This window comes from Microcoleus sp. Pol17C6 (assembly GCF_036701145.1).
Taxonomy (GTDB): domain Bacteria; phylum Cyanobacteriota; class Cyanobacteriia; order Cyanobacteriales; family Microcoleaceae; genus Microcoleus.
Genome location: NZ_JAUBQH010000003.1, coordinates 216021 through 237512, shown reverse-complemented (window position 1 = coordinate 237512; position 21492 = coordinate 216021). Strand labels below are relative to the sequence as shown.

The 21492-nt window shown below is 47.4% G+C and carries 7 protein-coding genes; all 7 read right to left on the bottom strand.

All coding sequences use genetic code 11. The features are described 5' to 3' along the window. Nucleotides 1-5: 5 nt before the first annotated feature. On the bottom strand, nt 6-5762 hold the full coding sequence (locus QUA25_RS03090; RefSeq protein WP_333035476.1) for an amino acid adenylation domain-containing protein: 5757 nt from the start codon (nt 5760-5762) through the stop codon (nt 6-8). After that, entirely contained in the window at nt 5759-8998 is a 3240-nt protein-coding gene (locus QUA25_RS03085) for an amino acid adenylation domain-containing protein (protein ID WP_333035475.1), read from the bottom strand. The genes QUA25_RS03090 and QUA25_RS03085 overlap by 4 nt, the downstream gene beginning before the upstream one ends. Nucleotides 8999-9020: 22 nt before the next feature. Then, on the bottom strand, nt 9021-10070 hold the full coding sequence (locus tag QUA25_RS03080; protein ID WP_333035472.1) for a TauD/TfdA family dioxygenase: 1050 nt from the start codon (nt 10068-10070) through the stop codon (nt 9021-9023). Nucleotides 10071-10130: 60 nt separating this feature from the next. Further along, entirely contained in the window at nt 10131-11681 is a 1551-nt protein-coding gene (locus QUA25_RS03075; protein ID WP_333035470.1) for a condensation domain-containing protein, read from the bottom strand. Beyond that, nucleotides 11668-13356, bottom strand: a complete 1689-nt coding sequence (gene panP, locus QUA25_RS03070; protein ID WP_333035469.1) for a pyridoxal-dependent aspartate 1-decarboxylase PanP — start codon at nt 13354-13356, stop codon at nt 11668-11670. Before panP ends, QUA25_RS03075 begins: the two co-directional genes overlap by 14 nt. Before the next feature lie 99 nt (nt 13357-13455). Further along, a complete protein-coding gene (locus QUA25_RS03065; protein WP_333035468.1) occupies nt 13456-16731 on the bottom strand; it encodes an amino acid adenylation domain-containing protein in 3276 nt (1091 codons plus the stop codon). 1 nt (nt 16732) lies between these two features. Then, nucleotides 16733-21481: an amino acid adenylation domain-containing protein gene (locus tag QUA25_RS03060; protein WP_333035467.1), complete on the bottom strand. Its 4749-nt coding sequence runs from the start codon at nt 21479-21481 to the stop codon at nt 16733-16735. Nucleotides 21482-21492: the final 11 nt, after the last annotated feature.

Genomic DNA, 21492 nt, shown 5'->3' with positions numbered 1-21492 from the left:
GGGAATTAAATCTCTGATTCCGGAATCATTTCGCCCATCGCTACAACAATTTTTCGCGAACCGATAAATGGATTGCGACTGTGAGCGACCAGCATATTATCTAGCATTAAGATATCTCCTGCTTGCCAGGGAAAACTAACAGCAGCTTGCGCGTACACTGCATGAATTTCTTCCATTACCGAGTCTTCAATAGGAGTGCCGTCACCGTAATAAACATTGCGGGGGAGGTTCTCTTCTCCAAAAACAGAGAGCAAGGAAGCGCGGGTTGCCGCATCTAAGCAGGAAATGTGGTGCAAGGGAAGTTGATTGAAAAATACCATCTCTTTGGTTTTTGGGTGCTTGGCAATTGCGGGGCGAATTTTGCGAGTTCTCAAATTATTTCCTGCTTTCCACTCAAATTCCATCCCAGCTTGCCTGCAGTATTCCTCAACCACGGATTTGTCTTCGGTTTGGAAAAAATCTTTCCAGCTTACATCCAGTCCGTCTGTGTAGTTACGGACGTACATAATTTGCTTTTGGGCAAATTTTTCTGTGAGTTTCGGGTCTAGCAACTGGTAAATTTTACGGCAGTCAACAATCGGCGTTTCTCCGCCTTGTTGCGCTGGCTGAACGCAGAAAAACCAGATTTTCATCGGCCAGCGGTGCAGGTGCGAACTCTCGCTGTGAAATAAGATAGCTTTATCTGCTGGGTAAGGAGTTGAACCGTAAACTTTTCCGCTAACTCCTTCGCGTGGCAAATCCCCGTACTCGCCAAATAATTCCGAACAAATTGAGAGTGCAAACTGCTCGAATGCGGAAACCACAGGGCCGATGAACCCTCGAAAAAGAATCCCTCCATGCTGTAGCAATTTTGCCTCTATAAATTCGCGGTTATTTTTCGCCCAGTCTGCGAGATCGACATCGGCTACTGCGGGTTTTGCGACTAAAGGAAAGAGTTCGTCGGGGTGCAGGTACTCCGTTTTTATCAATTCGCCTTGCGGCAATCCCACTGGCTTCGGCTTGACGCTTTTGAATTTACTAAAATTGCTTTTTTCACGCTTTAATTCTTGCATGGCTTGTTTCTGTTTCTGCGCTTCTGTGAGAATTTCTAAAGTGTTCAAACGACTGTCAGGCTGCGCCACAATGCTGCCGAGGAGGGTTTCAAAGCGATTTGACATTTGAGCGATCGTCTCTCTGTCAAATAGGTCGGAATTATACTTCCAACTGCCGACAATTCCTGTCTCTGTTTCCGACACAAATAGCGCTAAATCAAATTTAGCCGTACCGCTATCAATTGCCACCGGCATTAAAGTTAAACCCGCCATTTCTAAATTCGGCATAGGCGCATTTTGCATGACGAATAAAACTTGAAAGAGCGGTGTCTGAGTCAGGCTGCGATCGGGACGCAGTTCTTCTACCAGTTTGTCGAAGGGCAAATCTTGGTGAGTGTAAGCTTTTAATGTCACCTCGCGGACTCGATCGAGCAGTTGGCGAAATGTAGGATTGCCGCGCATATCGGTTCGCAAGACGAGGATATTGACAAAGAAACCAATTAAAGCTTCAGTCTCAACTTGTGTGCGGTTTGCCAGGTCAGTACCGACTACAATATCTTCTTGGTTTGTGTAGCGATAAAGCAGCGTTTGAAATGCTGCCAACAAGGTCATAAATAAGGTGACATTTTGTTGCCGACTGAGTGCGTTTAGCGCTTCTGAAAGTTGCCAATCAAGCTGGAATTCTTGAATCTCAGCTCGATCGCTAGAAACAGCAGAACGCGGTTGTTTGGCTGGCAATTGCAGCGGGGGCAAAATTTGACCCAACTGCTGCTTCCAGTCAGCGAGTTTTGCTTCGAGAATTTCGCCTTGCAGCCAATTTGTTTGCCAAACAGCATAGTCGGCGTACTGTACAGAAAGTTCGGGTAGGGGAGAAGGTTTGCCACTGCAGAAAGCTTCATAAAGCGCCGCCACTTCCCGCACGAGTACCCCCATCGACCAGCCATCAGCTACGATGTGGTGTACTGTCAGTAACAGCAGGTATTCTGTCTCGTCAAGATGTAACAATGTGACGCGCAGTAACGGCCATTTTGTTAGGTCAAAAGGCTGTCGCGCTTCTTCAGCGGCGAGTCGCATTGCCTCGGCTTCTCGTTCAGCTTGCGATAAGTCTCTTAAGTTTACGATCGGCAATGTGAAATTAAAAGATGAAATAATCACCTGAGCTGGTCGCCCTTCTACCGATTTAAAAGTTGTCCGCAATGCTTCGTGTCGCTTGATAATCTCCTGAAAAGTTTGCTCTAGAACCGCTACATTGAGCGCCCCCTGCAAGCGCACGGCTGCTGGGATATTATAGGCAGGATTCCCCGGCTGCAATTGGTCGAGAAACCACAGCCGTTGTTGTGCAAAAGAAAGGGGCAATCCTCCCTGCCTTGACGCCCGATTGATGGGGGGTGCTTTCAGTTTTCGCTCGGCGCGATATTGCAAGAGGCTTTCGGTGATAGTTGCGACGGTAGGGGATTCAAAAAGAGAGCGCAAGGGCACTTCAACTTGAAAAGCTTCTCGCAGGCGAGAAATTGCCTGAGTAGCCAGCAATGAATGACCTCCCAATTCAAAGAAGTTATCGTGAATTCCCACTCGCTCTAAACCGAGAACTTCCGCCCAAATTTCTGCTGTTAATTGCTCGTCGGGAGTTCGAGGGCCTGTAAAATTATTCTCGAATTCTGCTGTGTTTGTGTTAGGTGCAGGTAGCGATCGCCGATCGATTTTTCCGTTAGGCGTTAAAGGCATTGCTTCCAGCAGCACAAACGCTGACGGCATCATGTACTGCGGCAGTTTTTGTTTGAGAAAGACGCGCAAGTGATTAATAAATTCTGAATGCGTAGGATCGGTGTCCCCCTGTCCGCCCCGGAGTTCTGATTTAGCAACGATATAAGCTACTAAACGCTTGTCGCCCGGATTGTCCTCTCGAACCAGTGCGATCGCTTCTCGCACGGCTGGGTATTGGCTGAGTACCGCTTCAATTTCGCCTAATTCGATGCGAAATCCGCGAACTTTCACCTGGTGGTCGCTGCGCCCGATAAATTCAATGTTTCCATCTGGGAGATAGCGAGCCAAGTCCCCGGTTTTATAGAGGCGTTCTGAAAGAATAAACGATGAAGGATGAAGGATGAATGAAGCATGAATTCCGTCCTCTGCAAAGGGGTTAGGAATAAACTTCTCTGCTGTCAGTTCCGGTCGGTTTAGGTAGCCTCTAGATAAGCCGGCACCGCCGATGTGCAGTTCGCCAAATACGCCAACGGGAACCGGCATTAAATAGCGGTCTAAGATGAAAATTTGAGTGTTAGCAATCGGGCGACCGATGGAAACTGATTCATATTTGCAATCAACCTGATAGAGAGTAGACCAGATAGTGGTTTCTGTAGGGCCGTATAAATTCCACACAGAAGCGCCGCGCAAAAGCAACTGATTGGCGATCTGTCGGGGTAAAGGTTCTCCCCCGCACAGTATTTTTAATTGATTGTTTCCCTGCCATCCTGCAGCTAAAAGCATTTTCCAACTGGCTGGAGTAGCTTGCATGACTGTCGCGCCAGAATTTGTTAATGTTTCTAAAAGCTTTTCCCCGTTTGATGCCACTTCTCGGCTGGCTACAACAACGCGAGAACCTGTTGTAATAGGCAGGAACAGTTCCAGCGCTGCAATGTCAAAAGATAAGGATGTTACTGCTAGCCAAACATCTCGGTCTGCGATCGCGAGTTGTTGGCGCATAGAACTCAATAAGTTAACGGCAGAGGCGTGGGAAATTTGCACTCCTTTGGGTTTACCTGTTGAGCCTGAAGTATAGATGACATAGGCTAAATTGGAGGAATTTTGTAAACCCACGACTGGCTCGTCGCAGCTCGATATGCCTTCCCAATCTGCATCCAAAAACACGATGGAGGCGCTATTTTTTGGCAGCGTTTCTAATTGCTTTTTCTGAGTGAGTAACACTGAAATTTTCGCGTCTTCCAGCATGAATGCAAGGCGATCTGGTGGATACGCTGGATCGAGGGGAACGTAAGCGCCACCAGCTTTGAGAATGCCGAGAAGCCCTACCATCATTTCTAGGGAACGCTCGACATAAATTCCCACCAAAACTTCTGGGTTGACACCGATTTTTTGCAAGTAACTTGCGAGGTTATTTGCTTTTTTGTTCAGTTCCCGGTAAGTCAGATATTCATTTTGAAAGACGACAGCGATCGCATCCGGCGTCCGCTCTGCTTGCGCTTCAAATAATTCGTGTACGCACTGATTTTTCGGAATTTCCAATTGAGTATTGTTCCACTCAAACAGCAGTTGCTGCTGTTCAGGTTTCGTCAAAATTTGCAAATTTGAAATGCGCTGTTCGGGATTGGCAGCTATACTTTCTAGTAAGGTTAGAAAATGTCCGGCTATCCGCCGTGCTGTGCTAGCGTCAAACAAATCTTGGCTATACTCAAGCGTTCCATTAATGCCCTCTAATCCTTCCTCCAGGTCAAGCGCTAAATCAAATCTCGCCGTGTTCCGTTCTATTTCCAAACTGCTCAACGTCACTCCTGGCAATTTTATCTGCGGCGTCCGAACATTTCGCAGAGAAAACAATACCTGAAATAGCGGATTATGACTTAAATCTCGTTCGTGGTGTATGATTTCTACCAGTTTCTCGAAGGGCAAATCCTGGTGGTTGTAGGCGCCGAGAGCTACTTCTCGCACGCGGGCTAGTAACTCTTTAAAAGTCGGGTTGCTCGACAGATTGGTGCGGAAAACTAAGGTGTTAGCAAATAAGCCAATTACTTCCTCGATTTCGCGTCGGTTGCGGTTAGCAATGGGGGAGCCGACTAAAATATCTTCTTGCCCGGTGTAGCGATAGAGCAACGTTTTAAACGCTGCCAGCAGGGTCATAAATAAAGTAGCTTTTTCCCGCTGGCTTAATTGGGCGATTTCCTCTGCGATCGCCTTGGGAATGGTGAATTTATGCACGGCACCTCGGAAGGTTTGTACTGCCGAGCGGGGGCGATCGGTTGGCAAATTTAGTACGGGGAGATTGCCTCCGAGCTGTTTTTTCCAGTAAGCAAGCTGCGTCTCTAAAACTTCTCCCTGCAACCACTGGCGCTGCCAACTTGCAAAGTCTGCGTACTGTACCGACTGTTCGGGAAGGGGAGAAGGTTTGCCAGTGCAAAAGGCTTGATAAAACGTGGCGAGTTCCTGGATGAATATTCCCATTGACCAGCCATCGAAAATGATGTGGTGCGTACTCAATAGCAGCACCCAGTTTGAATCGCTCAAGTGCAGCAATTTGGCACGCAATAAGGGTGCTTGTGACAGGTCGAAAGCAAGTTTTGCTTCTGCGGCGATTAACCTTTCTACTTCGCGAGATCGTTCAGTTTCAGGAAGCGATCGCAAATCTATTTCTAAAATTTTCAATTCCAGGTTTGAAGCGATCGCCTGAACGGGTTGCCCGTTTATTGTCTTAAAAGCCGTTCGCAAAACTTCATGACGCTTGACAAGTTCGTTGAGACTGCGATCGAGGGCTCTCGCGTCGAGTGTTCCCGTCAAACGCACGCCGGCGACGATGTGATAGGTAAAGTTGCCTGGAGTTAGCTGCTCAAAAAACCACAACCGCTGTTGAGCAAAGGACAGAGGAAAAGTGTTAGACTCTCGACTTTGAGGCAGAATTTTTTCTAGCGAAACGCTTTCTTTTTTATGGTTGAGCCGCTGCAACAGCAACTCGCGTTTTTGGGGAGAAAGAGCCGCGATGCGTTCGATTAAATCACTCATTTGCTGACTCCTTGCTGGGCGAGAATTTCCTGAATTTGTGCTTCTGAGAGTTGATCGAGGTCTGCTAACACCCTCGCTAGCATTTCACTGTCTGTTTGTTCGGCTTGCTTTTGCGCGATCGCTACTGCAAAATCGGCGACAGTAGCCGACTCAAATAAACGGTGCAAAGGCAACTCTACCTGAAATGCTTGGCGCACTCTAGAAATTACTTGAGTTGCTAATAGGGAATGCCCTCCTAATTCAAAAAAGTTGTCGTAAATGCCGACTTTTTCAATTTTGAGAACTTCCGCCCAGATAGCGGCTAAAACTTCCTCGATATTTGTGCGAGGCGCGACAAAGTTTTCTGTCAACTCCGGTCGCATTTCGTCAGGTGCGGGCAGTGCTCGTCGGTCTACTTTTCCGTTAGAAGTTAAAGGCAAACTTTTGAGGGTCGCAAAAGCAGAAGGCACCATGTACTCCGGCAATTTTGACGTTAAAAAATTGCGAATTTCCTTGTGGGTAGGTGCTTGTTTCTGCTCGGAAATCAAATAAGCCACGAGGCGCTTTTGTGCCATCTCGTCTTCCCGCGCCACAACTACAGCCTGCGCGATATCTGGATGTTGCCCCAGCACCGCCTCAATTTCTCCCAATTCAATGCGGAAACCGCGAATTTTTACTTGGTCGTCAATTCGCCCGATAAATTCGATGTTTCCGTCTGGCAAATAGCGAGCCAAGTCGCCGGTTTTGTACAGTCGCGTCTTTGCTTGCGTGTCAAATGGATTGGGAATAAATTTTTCTGCGGTTAATTCAGGGCGGTTAAGATATCCGCGCGCCAAATTATCACCGCCGATGTACAGTTCACCAGATACGCCTATCGGCACCGGCTGCAAGTAAGAATCCAAGATATAAATCTGAGTGTTGGCAATCGGAAGACCGAGTGGAACTGTGTCAAAATCGCACCCTATTTTATCAAATTCGACTTGATAAGTCAGGACACCTACAGTTGTTTCTGTTGGTCCGTAGTGATTGAATACTGAGCAACTGGGAGCCAGATTGCGAAGTGTTTTAATTAAGCTCCAGTTGGTAGATTCACCTCCTAAAATAAGCCGTTTACCAGGCAAAACTGACTTGGGTTGAGAGGAATTTAAAAGGGCGGCTAGGTGAGAGGGAACTATTTTGAGGCAGTCGATGGGATTGCTGCTGAAATATTCACCCAGTGCCTCTGGATCGGTGGCGCGTTCTTGGGAGATAATATGCAGGCAACCGCCGAAACAAAGGGCGGGGAAAATCGCTGTGTTTCCTAAGTCGGCGGCGAAGGTGGAAACGGTAGCAAAACTGGCATCGGCTGGTAGGTTTAATTTTTCCTGAATGCTGTGCAGGTAATTGAGCAGTTGTCGGTGTTCGATCGCGACTCCTTTGGGGATGCCAGTGGAACCGGAAGTATAGATGAGGTAAGCTAAATTGTCTGAAGAGGCGCGAGCGGTGTAAGATGCAGAAACAGTGGGAATTTCTGTATCGATGCAAACAATATTTGCCTGAGTTTTCGGTAAGCTTTCGATGAGCCGCTCTTGTACGAGCAAAACCTTTACCTGAGCATCTTCTAGGATTAGCGCTTTGCGCTCTATTGGGGTCGTTGGATCGATGGGTAAATAGGCGCCACCGGCTTTGAGTACGCCCAGCATTCCTAGGATTGTTTCTAAGGAGCGATCGAGGCAAATGCCAACAAAGACCTCTGGTTCAACTCCCAAGTTTTGCAGGTGATGGGCGAGTTGATTGGCGCGATCGTTGAGTTCTCGGTAGGTGATTTGTTCACTTTCAAAGACGACGGCAATGCTGTCTGGGTTGCGTTCTGCTTGTTCTTCAAAAAGCTGATGAACGCATTTATTTTTCGGGTAATCTTTTTGAGTTTGGTTAAAGTCAATGAGAAGTTGCCGACGATCGCGATCGCTCAGTATGTCTACCTGACTGATAGCGACTTCGGGATTTTTGACTACGCTTTCTAAGAGCGCCTGAAAGTGTTCTGACAAACGCTTTATATCTCCCGCAGCAAATAAAGCGGAATCGTAGTGAAATTCAGCGCTTATGGAATTGCACAGGCGAAGGCAGGAGAGCTTGAGTTTGAATGGCTCTAAGCAGGCATCTTGCCGAACAAGGGAAAATGAAACGTCTGAATTATCATAGTTCTTAGGCTCTCCTTGAAACTCAAAGCAGACGGGCCAAAAGCTGCTGCTTTTTTCTTTTTCTAAGATTTCTTCCCAGCTAAAATATTCTTGCCAGTTGTACATCTCGTTGAGATTAAGCTCAACTTGCTGCCTCGCTTGTGAGAAATTTAACTCGTCTTGCACTGGGCATCGTAGGGGTAAGTATTTGCACAGCAGCCCCAGAGAGTGTTCTAATTCTTCATATTTTCGACCGTCAATCGCTACGCCGATTATCGGGTTTGGTTCTCTGGTAAGCCGCCAAATGAGAATTTGCCAGCAAGTCAGCAGGAAGGCAGAAATATCGCTTTTGTGCTTTGGGGCGATCGCTTCCAGGCTGTTTAACAAATCACCCCGAATTTCCACCCTTTCTACTTGTGGCTGAAATTCCGCTTCTCCATTCTTCTTTTCCCAAGGAAGCGTTAATAAATCCCAAGATTCAATGTTCAGCTTTCGCCAGTATTCTTGGCCGATTGCCGTTTCTTCTGATTCGAGTAACTCATTTTGCCACTCAGCAATATCGGCATATTGCATTAGCTCATCGGCTGGTTCTTCTTGGCACGTATAGGCTGAGTAGGAAAGACTGAGTTCGCGGGTGAAATTTTTCAGGGTGGCACTATCTGCAATTAAGGCAGAGAAGTTCGCCAGCAATAGGTGCTTGTCTTGGGCCAGAGTGACTAAAGAGATGTGCCAAAGTGAGCCGCGCTCAAAATCAAAAGGAAGCAGGTTTAGTTGCTGAAAAAGCGCTGCGATTTTAGCTTCTTGTTCTTCGGGAGATAAACCGCTGAGATTGTGTTCCGAGATAGGAACTTCACCAGTGCTGGCGATCGCTTGCAGGGGTAGTGTCATCCCAGAAAAGCAGTGAAAGCTGGTACGCAGGATTTCGTGCCGATTCACGACATTTTGCAGCGCACTTTTAAGCATCTCTTTGTCGAAATTTCCGGTAATTAAAATTGCACCTCGAACGCGATAAGTCTGTTGGCTTTTATTTTGCTGTAACCCCCACAAATGCCGTTGCTGTGGAGAGATTCTAAACCCTTCGATTGTTTCGTTTTGCATTTCTAAAGTTCCTTTAATAAGCCTAAATATCTTGACAGCTCAACGCTTCTGCCATACCGACAACAACCCGACGCGAACCAGAAAATGGCGTGCGTCCGTGCGCGGCTAGCATATTATCTAACAGCAAGACATCTCCTTCTTCCCAAGGGAAAACAATCGTTTCTTGCTGGTAGCAGCGACGAATTTCGTCTAATATAAAATCTTCAATGGGCGAGCCATCGCCGTAATAAGCATTGCGGGGTAAATCTTCCTGTTTAAAAGAAGTTAAAAGCTCTTTGCGAACGGCGGGTTCGAGATTGGAAATGTGGAAGAGGTGAGCTTGATTAAACCACACCATTTCCTGAGTTTTTGGGTGCTGGGCGACGGCTTGACATATTTGCCGAGTTCTTAAGCGATCGCCACTTTTCCATTCTAACTCAATTCCCGCTTTTTTGCAATACTCTTCTACCTCAATTTTGCTATCAGTATTGAAGACATTTTGCCAGGGCAAATCTACGCCACCGCCGTAATTTCGCACATACATAACCTTTTTTTGGACCAACTTTTCTCTAATCTTTGAATCCAGGCTTTCAAACACTTTGCGGCTGTTAGCGATCGGAGTTTCTCCTCCCTCTTCTGCTTTCTTGACGCAGAAAAAAGCGATTTTCAGCGGCCAATTTCGAGAATAAGCCATTTCATTGTGCAGTGGGATGAATTGCTCGGCAGGATACTCGGTGGAAGTGTATATATTTCCGCTCACCTGACTGCGCGGAGTCGAGCGAAAAGAATATTCCAACAAGTCGCCAGCAATAGTTTGAATAAACTGCTCGAAACCCTTCACCCCGCCGACTTCAAAGCCTCGAAAAAGTATTCCTCCATGCTTCCATAACTGTGTTTCAATTGATGAGCGATTGTTCTGTGCCCAACCTGCGAGATTTAATTTTTCTACTGTTGGCTCAACAACTAGAGGTAGAAGGTTTTCGGGCTGGAGGTAGGCGGTTTTGACTAATTCCTCGGAGGACAGGGTGACGGCTTTGCGCCTAACTGAGCCTAAGTTTTGGGAATTGAGATTCTTTGTTTCTGTATTTGTCATAACTTTTGCTTTGGTGAAATTCTTGCGATTTTTCCCGAAAAAACCTGAGAGATTGAGCCATCATTTTAAACTTTTCATGACTTTGCGTTTAGCCATTTTTAATTTTTGAATTCCCGAAAGATGAATTTGTTTTTCCTGCTCGATTTGGTGCTGCCTTTCTGCTTCGGCAAGAATTTCTGCCAAGTCGTCGATCCTGATATCTGGCTGGATGACTACCTGGTTGAGGAGGATTTGAAAACCTCTCACCATTCGGGCAATGGTCGCAGGCTCAAATAAGTCTGTTTTGTACTCAAATAAGCCTTGAATTCCTTCTGAAACCTCCCAGAGAGTGAGGCTTAAGTCGTGTCTCGACATACCGACATCGGATTCCAGAATGCTCAAGGTCAAACCAGCTAACTCCAGGGGTGGCATGGGCGCATTCTGGAGTACAAACCACACTTGAAACAGGGGGTTATAGCTGAGATTTCGCTCTGGCTGCAATTCCTCCACAAGCTTTTCAAAAGGAACATCGGGGTGAGCGTAAGCTGCTAACGCTACCTCGCGTGTTCGACCGAGTAGTTCGCGGAAAGTTGGATTACCTGCCGTGTCAATTCGCAGCACTAAAGTATTGACAAAAAATCCAATTAATTCCTCTAATTCAAGGAGGTTGCGGTTGGCAATAGGAGAGCCAATAGCGAGGTTTTCCTGCTTTATTTGGCCGGATAGCAAAGATTGAAATGCTGCCAACAACGTCATAAAGAGGGTGACATCTTGTTGCTGGGCGAGTGTTTTCAGCCTTTCAGTTAAAGAAGCATAAATCACAAAAGATTGCTGCGACCCTCGGAAAGTTTGCAAGGGAGAGCGCTGCTTATCTGTTGACAGCACAGCTAAACCGCCTCCCAATTGCTGTTTCCAATAAGCGAGCTGTTTTTCTAATTTCTCTCCCTGGAAATGCTGCCGCTGCCAACTGGCGAAGTCGGCATACTGTACGGGAAGTTCAGGCAGCCCAGAGGGTTTGTCGGTGGAAAAAGCTTCATAAAGTGCGGCTACTTCTCGTACCAATACCCCCATAGACCAACCATCAGAAATAATGTGGTGTATCGTCAGCAGCAACACATATTCTGCCGAACCCAGTTGCAGCAGAGTGGCACGCAGTAAGGGCGATCGCGTTAAGTCAAAGGGGCGTTGGGCTTCTTCAAGAGTACGCTGCTGTATTTCAGCTTGCTGCTCAGTTTCTGGTAAATGTCGCAAGTTTACCACCGACAAAGCGAAATCCAAGGAAGGAGAAATCAGTTGAACAGGTTCCCCGTCCACTTCTGCAAAAGCAGTCCGTAAAACTTCGTGACGCCTGACAATTTCATTGAGTGTTTGTTGCAGTGCCGACAAATTCAATTGCCCTTGCAAACGCACAGCAGCAGGAAGGTTGTAGGCAGGGTTTTCGGGAGACAATCGATCGAGAAACCACAGCCGTTGCTGGGCAAAAGAAAGGGGGGCAGAATTTTGCTGCGATCGCCTGGGAATGCGCTGAGATTGCTCAGCCTGTACTGCCTCTTTGCCCAATGCTTTGAGGAGGAGCGCTCGCTTCTGGGGCGAGAGGTTTTTCAGCCGTTCTGAACGATTAGTAGACATCATAATTCACCTCCTGGCAGTGGTCGCTGTTTGTGATAGTTAAGGAAAGCTTTGCTGCTATTTTGATCTGGTCGTTTAATACAATTTTGATATCTGCTTCAGTGGTGAGGGGGTTGGCAAGGACGACTCGAAAAGCAACAATGGGAATGGTTTTGCCATAACAGGTGTTTTGCAGGGTTGTTCGCGATACGAAGGTGTGACCGGCTCGCCGCTGGGCATCCTGAAGGCGCTCGTTAAATTGATTCATGAAGTGGTTGTCTGCTTCGGCTAGTTGTTTTTTGGCTGCTTTTTCCCTGAATGTTTCTGGAATGTAGCGGTATAAAAGAATATTAATTTCTGGTTCTAGCAGCAATTCAAAGGCTGGATTTTCCCGAATTAAATTTGCCAAGTGCTGCGTTTTATGGATGCCTGCATCTATCAAAAACTCATAGCCTTGATGGCCGATGATATTTAACGCGGCTTGCAAGTACAAACTCGCACCTGGTCGAGAGCCTTCGAGAGAACGCTTACCTAGATCGATGGAGTCTTTTCGCACCGTGTAGGGCGCGTGTTTTTCAATAACTTTGGCGGTTTGGGGATTGCGGAATAAAACCAGACCGATTCCCATTGGCAAATACATTTGTTTGTGTCCATCTATGGTGACGGAATCTGCTAGTTCAATGCCTGCGAATTTGTGTCGGTGACGTTCGGAAAAAAGCACGGGGCCACCCCAAGCGGCATCGACGTGAAAGTGAGCGTTTGCTTCTTGCGCGATCGCCGCTATTTCTGGAAGCGGATCGATACTTCCCGAATCGGTGCTGCCTCCAATACCGATAATTGCCAGAATGTGCCGATTGCGATCGCGACATTCGGCTACAGTTTGGCGCAGCGCTGCCAAATCCATGCGGTGATTGGAATCGGTGGGGATTTTTAGGAGATTGCGATCGCCAATGCCTAATAAACCGGCAGCCTTTTCAAAAGAATAGTGCATCAAATTGGAGCCGATTATCACCATTCCTTTGTAGCCGTAAAACTCTAAAGCTGCGTACAAGCCTTCTTTTTCAATGCCACTAAAGTTATTTTTTGGCCCTAAAGAAGCGTTGCGAGCGCACCACAAAGCTGTGATATTAGCTAGGGTGCCGCCCGTTGTCATGATACCGAGCGTGCTGTCACTTTTTTGAATGTGCTGGTTATAAAAATCCTCTGAAAAATCGTAAATTAATCGGTGCATCATTGCCAAAGTCTGGCGCTCGCAGGGGCTTAAAACTTTGGCAGTTTCCATCTTGACTAAATTTTGATTCATCGCGGTTAACAGCTTCGCGATCGGGCGCACAAAATAGGGAAGTGCGCTAGTCATGTGACCGATATATCGGGGGGAAGAGGTGTGAATGGAATGGGCAACGAGGGTTTGGGTCAAATCATCGATATAATTGCCAACATCTGTAGGAAGGGCGGGAATTTTGTTTTCCCTAAACTCCTGAATAATTAACTCTAAGTCAATATCTGTACTAGCGGTTTTTGCGTACAAAAAGTCTTGAACTAGGGCAGAAATTCGCTCCTCCATTGCTTCTTCTGCCAAAAAGGACTTTTCTGAAGCACTGAATAGCTCCATTAACTTTTCTTCAAGTGGGGTAACAGAGGCTTTTAATGGCTGCATTACGTCTTGAGACTCTTTGGCTTTTACTGTTAGTTTATTCATCCCGAGTTCATCCTGTTAAATGGACTTTTAAAATCTCCTATTCCCCACCGAAGCCTTAAAGAGAAAAGGGATTTTTGTTTTTTTTCGCCAACCCGATATTTATTCAGTCAGCATCACAGTTTGTGCTGACTCTCCATCACTCTTCTCTAAGAGATCGAGCAATTTATCTATCTGGTTAGAATCGGCGTTTGCCAGAATTTCTTCCTCGATTAGTTCAGCTAAATTCTCAATGGTGGGAGCGGCAAAAAAATCGCACAGCGCTAACTCTATCCCAAAGCACGATCGCACTCGCGATATTAACTGTGTTGCCATCAGAGAGTGACCGCCGAGGTCAAAAAAGTTTTGGTTTGTTCCTACTTTTTCTAGCCCTAAAAGAGCCGTCCAAATCTCAGCAATTTCTTTCTCTGTGGGCGTTTGTGGCTCAGTGAAGGCTGTTTCATCAGAAACATAATCGCACCTTTGAGATAAGGCGAGGCGGTCAATTTTTCCGTTGGGCGTTAATGGCAGCGCATCTAATAGCACAAAAGCTGAAGGCACCATGTAATCGGGCAGTTTGTGCTTCAAGAATGAACGCAATTCGGAAATAACTTCTGGGTGCGGATTTCTGAACCCTGAGTTAGGAACTAGGTAAGCGACTAGGCGTTGACTACCTGGTGTGTTTTCCTGAAGCAAAACAGCAGCAGTGGACACAGAAGAATGTTGAGAAAGTGCTGCCTCTATTTCTCCTAGTTCGATGCGGAAACCGCGAATTTTTACTTGGCAATCGCCACGACCCAGAAATTCTATATTACCATCCGGCAGGTAACAACCGATATCGCCTGTTTTGAAGAAAACTTTTTGATGAGAATTACCGAGAAAATGTAATTTTTCTTGCCCAAACGGGTTAGAAATGAATTTCTCCGAGGTTAAGTCTGGGCGGTTTAAGTAGCCCTGTGCCAATCCATCGCCGCCGACGTAAATCTCGCCGGGAATTCCTATGGGAACGGGTTGCAAATTGCGATCGAGCAGGTAAATTTGCGTGTTGGCGATCGGGCGACCGATTGGAACTTTCTCGACACAGTGAGTTGCATCGTACCACGTCACGTCAGCAGCTACTTCAGAAGAGCCATAAAGATTGATTAATACCCGCTGGGGCATCTGCTCTCGAAATTGCTGGCAAAGTTCCACCGGCAGAGTTTCTCCGCTGCAAATCCAATATTTTAATTGAGGCAAACGCCTGTCTAAATCAGGGAAGGAATCTAAGATAGCGCGCAACAAAGAAGGAACTAGCACCAGTCGCGTTACATTTTGCTTTGATAAGGTTTGAAGGAATTGGTTAATATCTTTGACGGCTCGATCGGGAATAATCACAGTGGGCAACCCATGCAGCAAAGGAGCAAAGATTTCCCAAACCGAATCGACAAAATTTAAGGACGTTTTTTGACAGCAAATATCTTCTTCGATGATAAAAGGGTAGGGGTTCCAAAAACAGCGATTGACTGTGCCTCGGTGGGTGCCGAGTACGCCTTTGGGAGTGCCTGTCGAGCCGGAAGTGTAGAGGACGTAAGCGAGGTGATCGGCTTCCACTTTAACAGCGGGGTTGCGATCGCTCTGGCGGGAAATTTCTTGCCATTCAGCGTCGATACAGACGACTTTAGCGCTGTGTTCGGGGAGGGTTTCTAGGAGGTTTTTTTGAGTCAAAAGCACCGGAACTTTTGCGTCGGCCAGCATGAACGATCGGCGTTCTTGGGGATAAGCAGGATCGACAGGAACGTAAGCGGCACCGACTTTTAAAATGCCCAAAATGGCTACCAGCATTTCCAGCGATCGCTCTAAGCAAATTCCCACCAAAACTTCGGGTTTTACACCGATAAATTGCAGGTAATGCGCGATTTGGTTGGCTTTGGCATTCAATTCGCGGTAAGTCAATTGTTCATTTTCGCAAATTGCAGCCACTGCATCTGGAGTTCGCTCTGTTTGCGCTGCAAATAATTCGTGAATTGAGGAATTTTTGGGGTAATCCGCTCGGGTGTCGTTCCACTGGACAAGTAATTGCTGGCGTTCGGCGGCGCTCAATAGGGGCAATTCTGACAGTTTCCGCTCAGGATTGGCAGTCATTCCTTCCAGTAAAGTTTGCAGGTGTCCGAGCATCCGCGCGATCGCACTTTCCTCAAAGCAGCTACGATCGAAAATAATTTTCAGCGTCAATTCCGCACCGGGCATCGCCATCACCGTTAGAGGATAATTCGTTGTTTCCAAGGAGCGAATATTCTCTACTTTTAAGTTGTGAATCTTCTCCTGCAAAGAAGCATCCGAAGGATAATTTTCAAAAACGACCAAACTTTCAAATAGAGGTAAACTCCGAGGAACTTCGCTCCACCCCTGCACCTCAATGAGGGGGCTGTACTCATACTGCCGCGCCTCAACTTGTTGCGCTTGGAGTTCTTTCAAGCAGGATAAAATAGAATCATGTGGGTCAAATTTTACCCGCACTGGCAGAGGATTTACGAATAGCCCCACTACCGATTCCGCACCAATTAACTCTGGCGGTCGCCCGGAGACAACCGTACCAAAAACCACATCTTCCTCGCCGCTGTATCGGCTCAAAAGTAGCGCCCAAGCTGCCTGTACGAGGGTATTTAATGTTAGCTGATGCTGCCGCGCTAAGGATTGCAGTGCCGCGGTGGCTGTTGCAGAAAATATCACCTGCTGTTCGCCACTATTTTCTAAACGGTTTCCCGCGACAATATTGCCCCGGGCGATCGCAGTTGGAACTGCAAAACCTTTGAGAGTTTGCCGCCAAAATGACTCAGCCGCAGATAAATCTTGCTGGTGCAGCCATGCGATGTAATCCCGATAAGGGCGAGGGCGTTTGAGGTGCAATTCCTCGCCCTGGGAGAAGGCTTGATAAAATGCAAAAACTTCCTCAAGAACGATCGCCAGCGACCACCCATCTAAAACTAAGTGGTGGTGGCTCAAAATAAACTGAAAAGTATCTGTTTCTAACTGCGCCAGTGCAATGCGAATTAAGGGAGCTGATGTCAAGTCAAAGCCCTGCTCGCGATCGGCTTTTAGGAACGTTTCTAGCTGCTGTTTTTGTGCGGAAGCCGAGAGCGAGCGCCAGTCCATCTGCTGCCAAGATAATGCAGCCTGCTTGCGCACCGCTTGCACGGGTTCTTTCAATTTTTCCCACACGAAACAAGTCCGCAAAATGGGATGCCGTTCTACAACTTTTTGCCAACTATTTCTCAACGCAGAAACATTGAGATCGCCGCGTAAGACGCACAGCAGTTGCCCGAAATATACGCCCGATTCTGCCTGGTAAAGGGAATGAAAGAGAATGCCCTGCTGCGCTGGGGAGAGGGGATAAAAATCTTCGATATTGCCTTTGGTCATATTAAAGCTCTCCCAAAATTGCGGTAATGTTGTCTAAATCGTCCTGGTTCCACTGGCTCCACTTAAACTCTGCAAAGTCAGAAGGAGTGCAGCCGCCGGCCTCGGGGGACTGACAGTATTGAATTAGCGATCGCAGCGATTCTATAAAGCCCGTTGCCAAATTTTCAATGCTTTCTCGTCGGTGAATGTTTTCGCTGTACGTCCAATCTAATTGCAGCTTGCTGCTGGCAATAAATCCGTTAATTTCCAGCAGGTAACGCCTATTTCCGCGCGGGCTGCGAAGGGGGCCACTAGGATTGGAAGACAGCATTAATAAAGAAGACTTCGGCAGCACTTGGTCAAACTGTCCGAGATAATTAAAGCTTACCTCAGCTTGCGGCAATTTGTGCAATTTTTTTGCATTTTCTGGGTTTAAATATCGTAGGACACCGCACCCAACACCGCGATTTGGCACTGATCGTAATTGCTCTTTCACTGATTTGAGGGCAGCCCCTTGATCGGAATGTTTTTCTGAAGTTAACAGGACGGGGAAAACTGCTGTAAACCAGCCGATTGTGCGCGACAAATCTACTCCTTCAAATATATCTTCGCGCCCGTGACCTTCTAAGTCCAGTAAAAGTGAGTTATTGCCTGTCCAGCGTTCAAATGCTTGAGCTAAAGCAGTTAGCAATACATCATTAATTTGAGTGCGGTAAGCGGCAGGTACTTCTTGTAAGAGCAGTTTTGTTTCTTCAACACTCAAAGCAACGGATACTGTCTTTTCAGATGCAACTAAATTCGTTGCGTTTGGGAAATCCACCGGCAAGCGAGAAGTTGGTTGGTGAGAAAGGGCGAACCAGTAATCGAACTCTCCCTGCAATTCGGGCGATCGCGCCCACTCATGCAAGCGTTCTGCCCACTGCTTAAATGAGGTTGTTTTGGGCGGTAGCGCCACTGTTTCGTCGCGGCTAATCTGGCTATAAGCTGTCTGGAAATCCTCAATTAAAATTCGCCACGAAACCCCATCAACCGCTAAGTGATGAATGACCAATAACAAGCGATTTGGCTGATGTTTGCCCAAGTCAAATAGGGCAGCGCGAAGTAATGGCCCCTCTGACAAATTCAAACTCGCTTGCAACTGAGCGGCGGCGGTTTGGAAAGCGGCTTCTCGCTCCTCTGGAGGTAGCGACGACAAATCAATGCAGGTAAACGGAGCAACCTCGTCGGGATTGGCGAGCTCCTGCAGCCAGCCAGATTCTCCTCGCACAAAACGCAGGCGCAGCGCGTCGTGGTGCTTCATCAATTCTTGTAAAGCTGACTCAATTAATGCAGGTTCGAGAGGTTGCTGCAACTCTAAAAGCACCGCCTGATTCCAGTGGTGCGGATCGGAGAGTTTTTGCTCGAAAAACCAGTGCTGAATCGGTGTCAGAGGAACTTCGCCAATGATTAATCCCTGTTCCGATTGTTGGGTTCCAGTTGTATCGGCGACGGTGGCTAACTGTGCAATAGTTTGGTGCTGAAACAGTTGTTTTGGTGTAAGTCGCAACCCCGCTCGATTGGCTTGAGAAATTACTTGAATGCTGAGGATAGAATCGCCGCCCAATTCAAAGAAATTGTCGTCAATTCCCACTTGTTCTAACCCCAATACTTGCGCCCAAATTTCCGCTAGGGTTTTCTCAATAGCCGTGGTTGGCGCGGCGAAGGCTTCTTCGAGTTCTGGCCGATCGCGATCCGGTGCAGGTAGTGCCTTGCGATCGATTTTGCCATTGGGTGTCAGTGGCAGCGATTCCAGCATCACGAAGGCAGCAGGCACCATATACTCAGGCAGCTTTTCTTGCAGGTAGCCGCGCAGGTTGCTGATGCTTGGAAGTTTGTCTTGGTTAAGCACGACATAAGCGACTAAGCGCTTGTTGCCCGAACCGTCCTCGCGGGCGATCGCCACAGCATCCCGCACGGCGGAGTGCTGTCTCAGGGTTTGCTCAATTTCTCCCAATTCGATGCGATAGCCCCGGATTTTCACTTGGCTATCAATTCGCCCCAGGTATTCGATATTTCCATCTGGCAAATAACGCGCCAAGTCGCCAGTTTTGTATAGGCGCGCGTCGGGTGAGTTGCTAAAAGGATTTGGAATAAATTTCTGGGCCGTTAATTCGGGACGATTCAGATAGCCTCTGGCCAATCCTGCGCCACCGATATGCAGTTCTCCCGGTACTCCCAGCGGCACGGGATTGAGAGTTCGATCTAATAAATAAATCTGCGTATTTGCAATCGGGCTGCCAATGGGTGGCATTCTCTCGGCACCTTTTTCAATTAAAGCAAAGGTTGAATAGGTGGTATCTTCTGAGGGTCCGTAAAGATTGAAGACTTTCTGAATGTGAGGAAGCTGGTAAAGCCGCTGCGCTAAAGTATTCGGCAGCGGTTCGCCAGCTAAATTTACGGTGCGGACTGTTTCGGGAATGCCGTTGATTCGCAGCAGTTCTGCGCACGCGCTGGGAACGGTATTAATCAGCGTTACTTTTTCCCCTGTTTTTAAAGTGGGCAGGTGCAAGGCATTTTCTGCCAGGATGGCTGTGCCGCCCCAGCTTAGAGGCGCGAATAGCTCGAAAACTGACAAATCAAAGCAAATGGATGTCGAGAGGAGAACTCCTCCCAGTTCTTCGGGCGAAAAAACCTCTTTTGCCCAGTGCAAAAAGGCAACGGCGCTGCGGTGTTCGATCGCAACCCCTTTGGGCCTGCCCGTGGAACCTGAGGTATAAATTACATACGCTAACTTAGAGGGGTTTTGCTGATTAAATTTAAAATCCGAACCTGACTTTTCCGAAAAATTCTCTTCCTCTTGCCACCGATCCAATCCGATGACTTTTGCGCTGCATTCTGGCAGAATTTTTAACAATTTTTGCTGGGTTAGCAGCACGGAAATTTGAGCGTCTTCTAACGTGAAAGCTAAGCGATCGCGCGGGTAGGCTGGATCGAGCGGAACGTAAGCGCCCCCGGCTTTTAAAATTCCGAGAATACCGATCGCCATCTCAAGCGATCGCTCGACACAAATTCCCACCAAAACTTCTGGCTTGACGCCAAGGTGTTGCAGGTAATGCGCGAGTTGGTTGGCTCGTTCATTCAGCTCGCGGTAAGTGAGTTTTTGGTCTTCAAATACGACTGCAATGGCATCAGGAGTTCGCTCGACCTGCGCTTCAAATAATTGATGAATGCAGCGATCGCTCGAATAATCGGCGCGGGTGTCATTCCACTCTACTAATAACTGATGCCGCTCTTTTTCCCCCAGCAACGGTAGATATTCAATCCGCCGCTCTGGGTTGGCAGCTATGCCCTCCAGCAACGCGAGAAAATGCCCCGCCATCCGCCTAATAGTTACCGCATCAAATAAATCGGTACTGTATTCAAACTGACCGCTAATTTCTTCCTGCTTTTCTTCTAAATGCAGCGTTAAATCAACTTTTGCTGTCTGATTGTCAACATCTAAAAGAGTGAGATTGAGTCCGGCGATTGATTCCGCAGCAACAGGTGCAGTTTGCAAAACAAAAGCAACTTGGAACAGCGGATTGTAGCTCAAATTGCGATCGGGTTGCAACTCTTCAACCAGTTTCTCAAACGGCAAATCCTGGTGAGCGTAAGCTTCTAAACTCACCTCCCGAATGCGATCGAGCAACTGCCGAAAAGTGGGAGCGCCTGACAAATCAGTTCGCAATACCAAAGTATTGACAAAAAACCCGATTAGCCCTTGAATTTCCGCTCGGTTGCGGTTGGCGATGGGAGAGCCAACGGGGATATCTGCCTGTCCTGTATAGCGATAGAGCAACGTTTTAAAGGCTGCTAGCAGCATCATAAACAGGGTGACATTTTCCTGGCGGCTGAGCTTTTTGAGGGCTTCCGTTAGCGTTTTCGGGATGAGAAATGATTCTTTCCCGCCCCGATAGGTTTGCACCGGGGGACGGGGGCGATCGGCTGGCAATTCCAGCAAGGGGGGAACGCCACTGAGCTGCTTTTTCCAGTAGTTAAGTTGAGTTTGCAAGCGTGAAGCGAAGCTATCCCGCAGGGAATCGCCCGCAAGCCATTCCCGCTGCCAAATAGCAAAATCGGCGTACTGTATGGAAAGTTCGGGAAGTGGGGATGGTTTGCCAATCAAAAACGCTTCATAAAGTGCTGCTAATTCTTGCAGAAAGACTCCGATGGACCAGCCATCAAAAATAATGTGATGCAGCGTCAACAGCAAGACATATTCCTCAGCATCTAACTGTAGCAAACTAGCTCGCAACAGCGGCCCTTTGGTTAAATCAAAAGGTTTACTAGCTTCTTCTGCAGCCAGTTGTTTTACTTTTTCTTCTCGCTCACTTTCCGACAATTTTTGCAAGTCTAAAACTTGCAGCCCGAAATTAAATTGCTGACCAACCACCTGCACGGGTTGACCGTCTACAGTGGAAAATGTCGTCCGCAAAGCTTCGTGACGGCGCACAATTTCCTTGAAACTTCGTTCTAGCACTACTACATTTAGCCTGCCTTTTAGTAACACAGCCGCCGGAAGGTTGTAAAAAGGGTTTCCCGGTTCCAATTGATCGATAAACCACAGTCTTTGCTGGGCAAAAGAGGTGGGAAATGCAAATACTTCTTCTTCGGAAGCATTCGCCAAGTCGCGAGTATCTGTTGGAGGTTTTTCGGAAAAATGCACCGTCATTGGATTAGTAACTGGTAGTTGGTAATTGAGATGGCAGCCGATATTTGGGGATTGGTTATGAGTTATGGGCTGCAATCCCATGACTCATCACT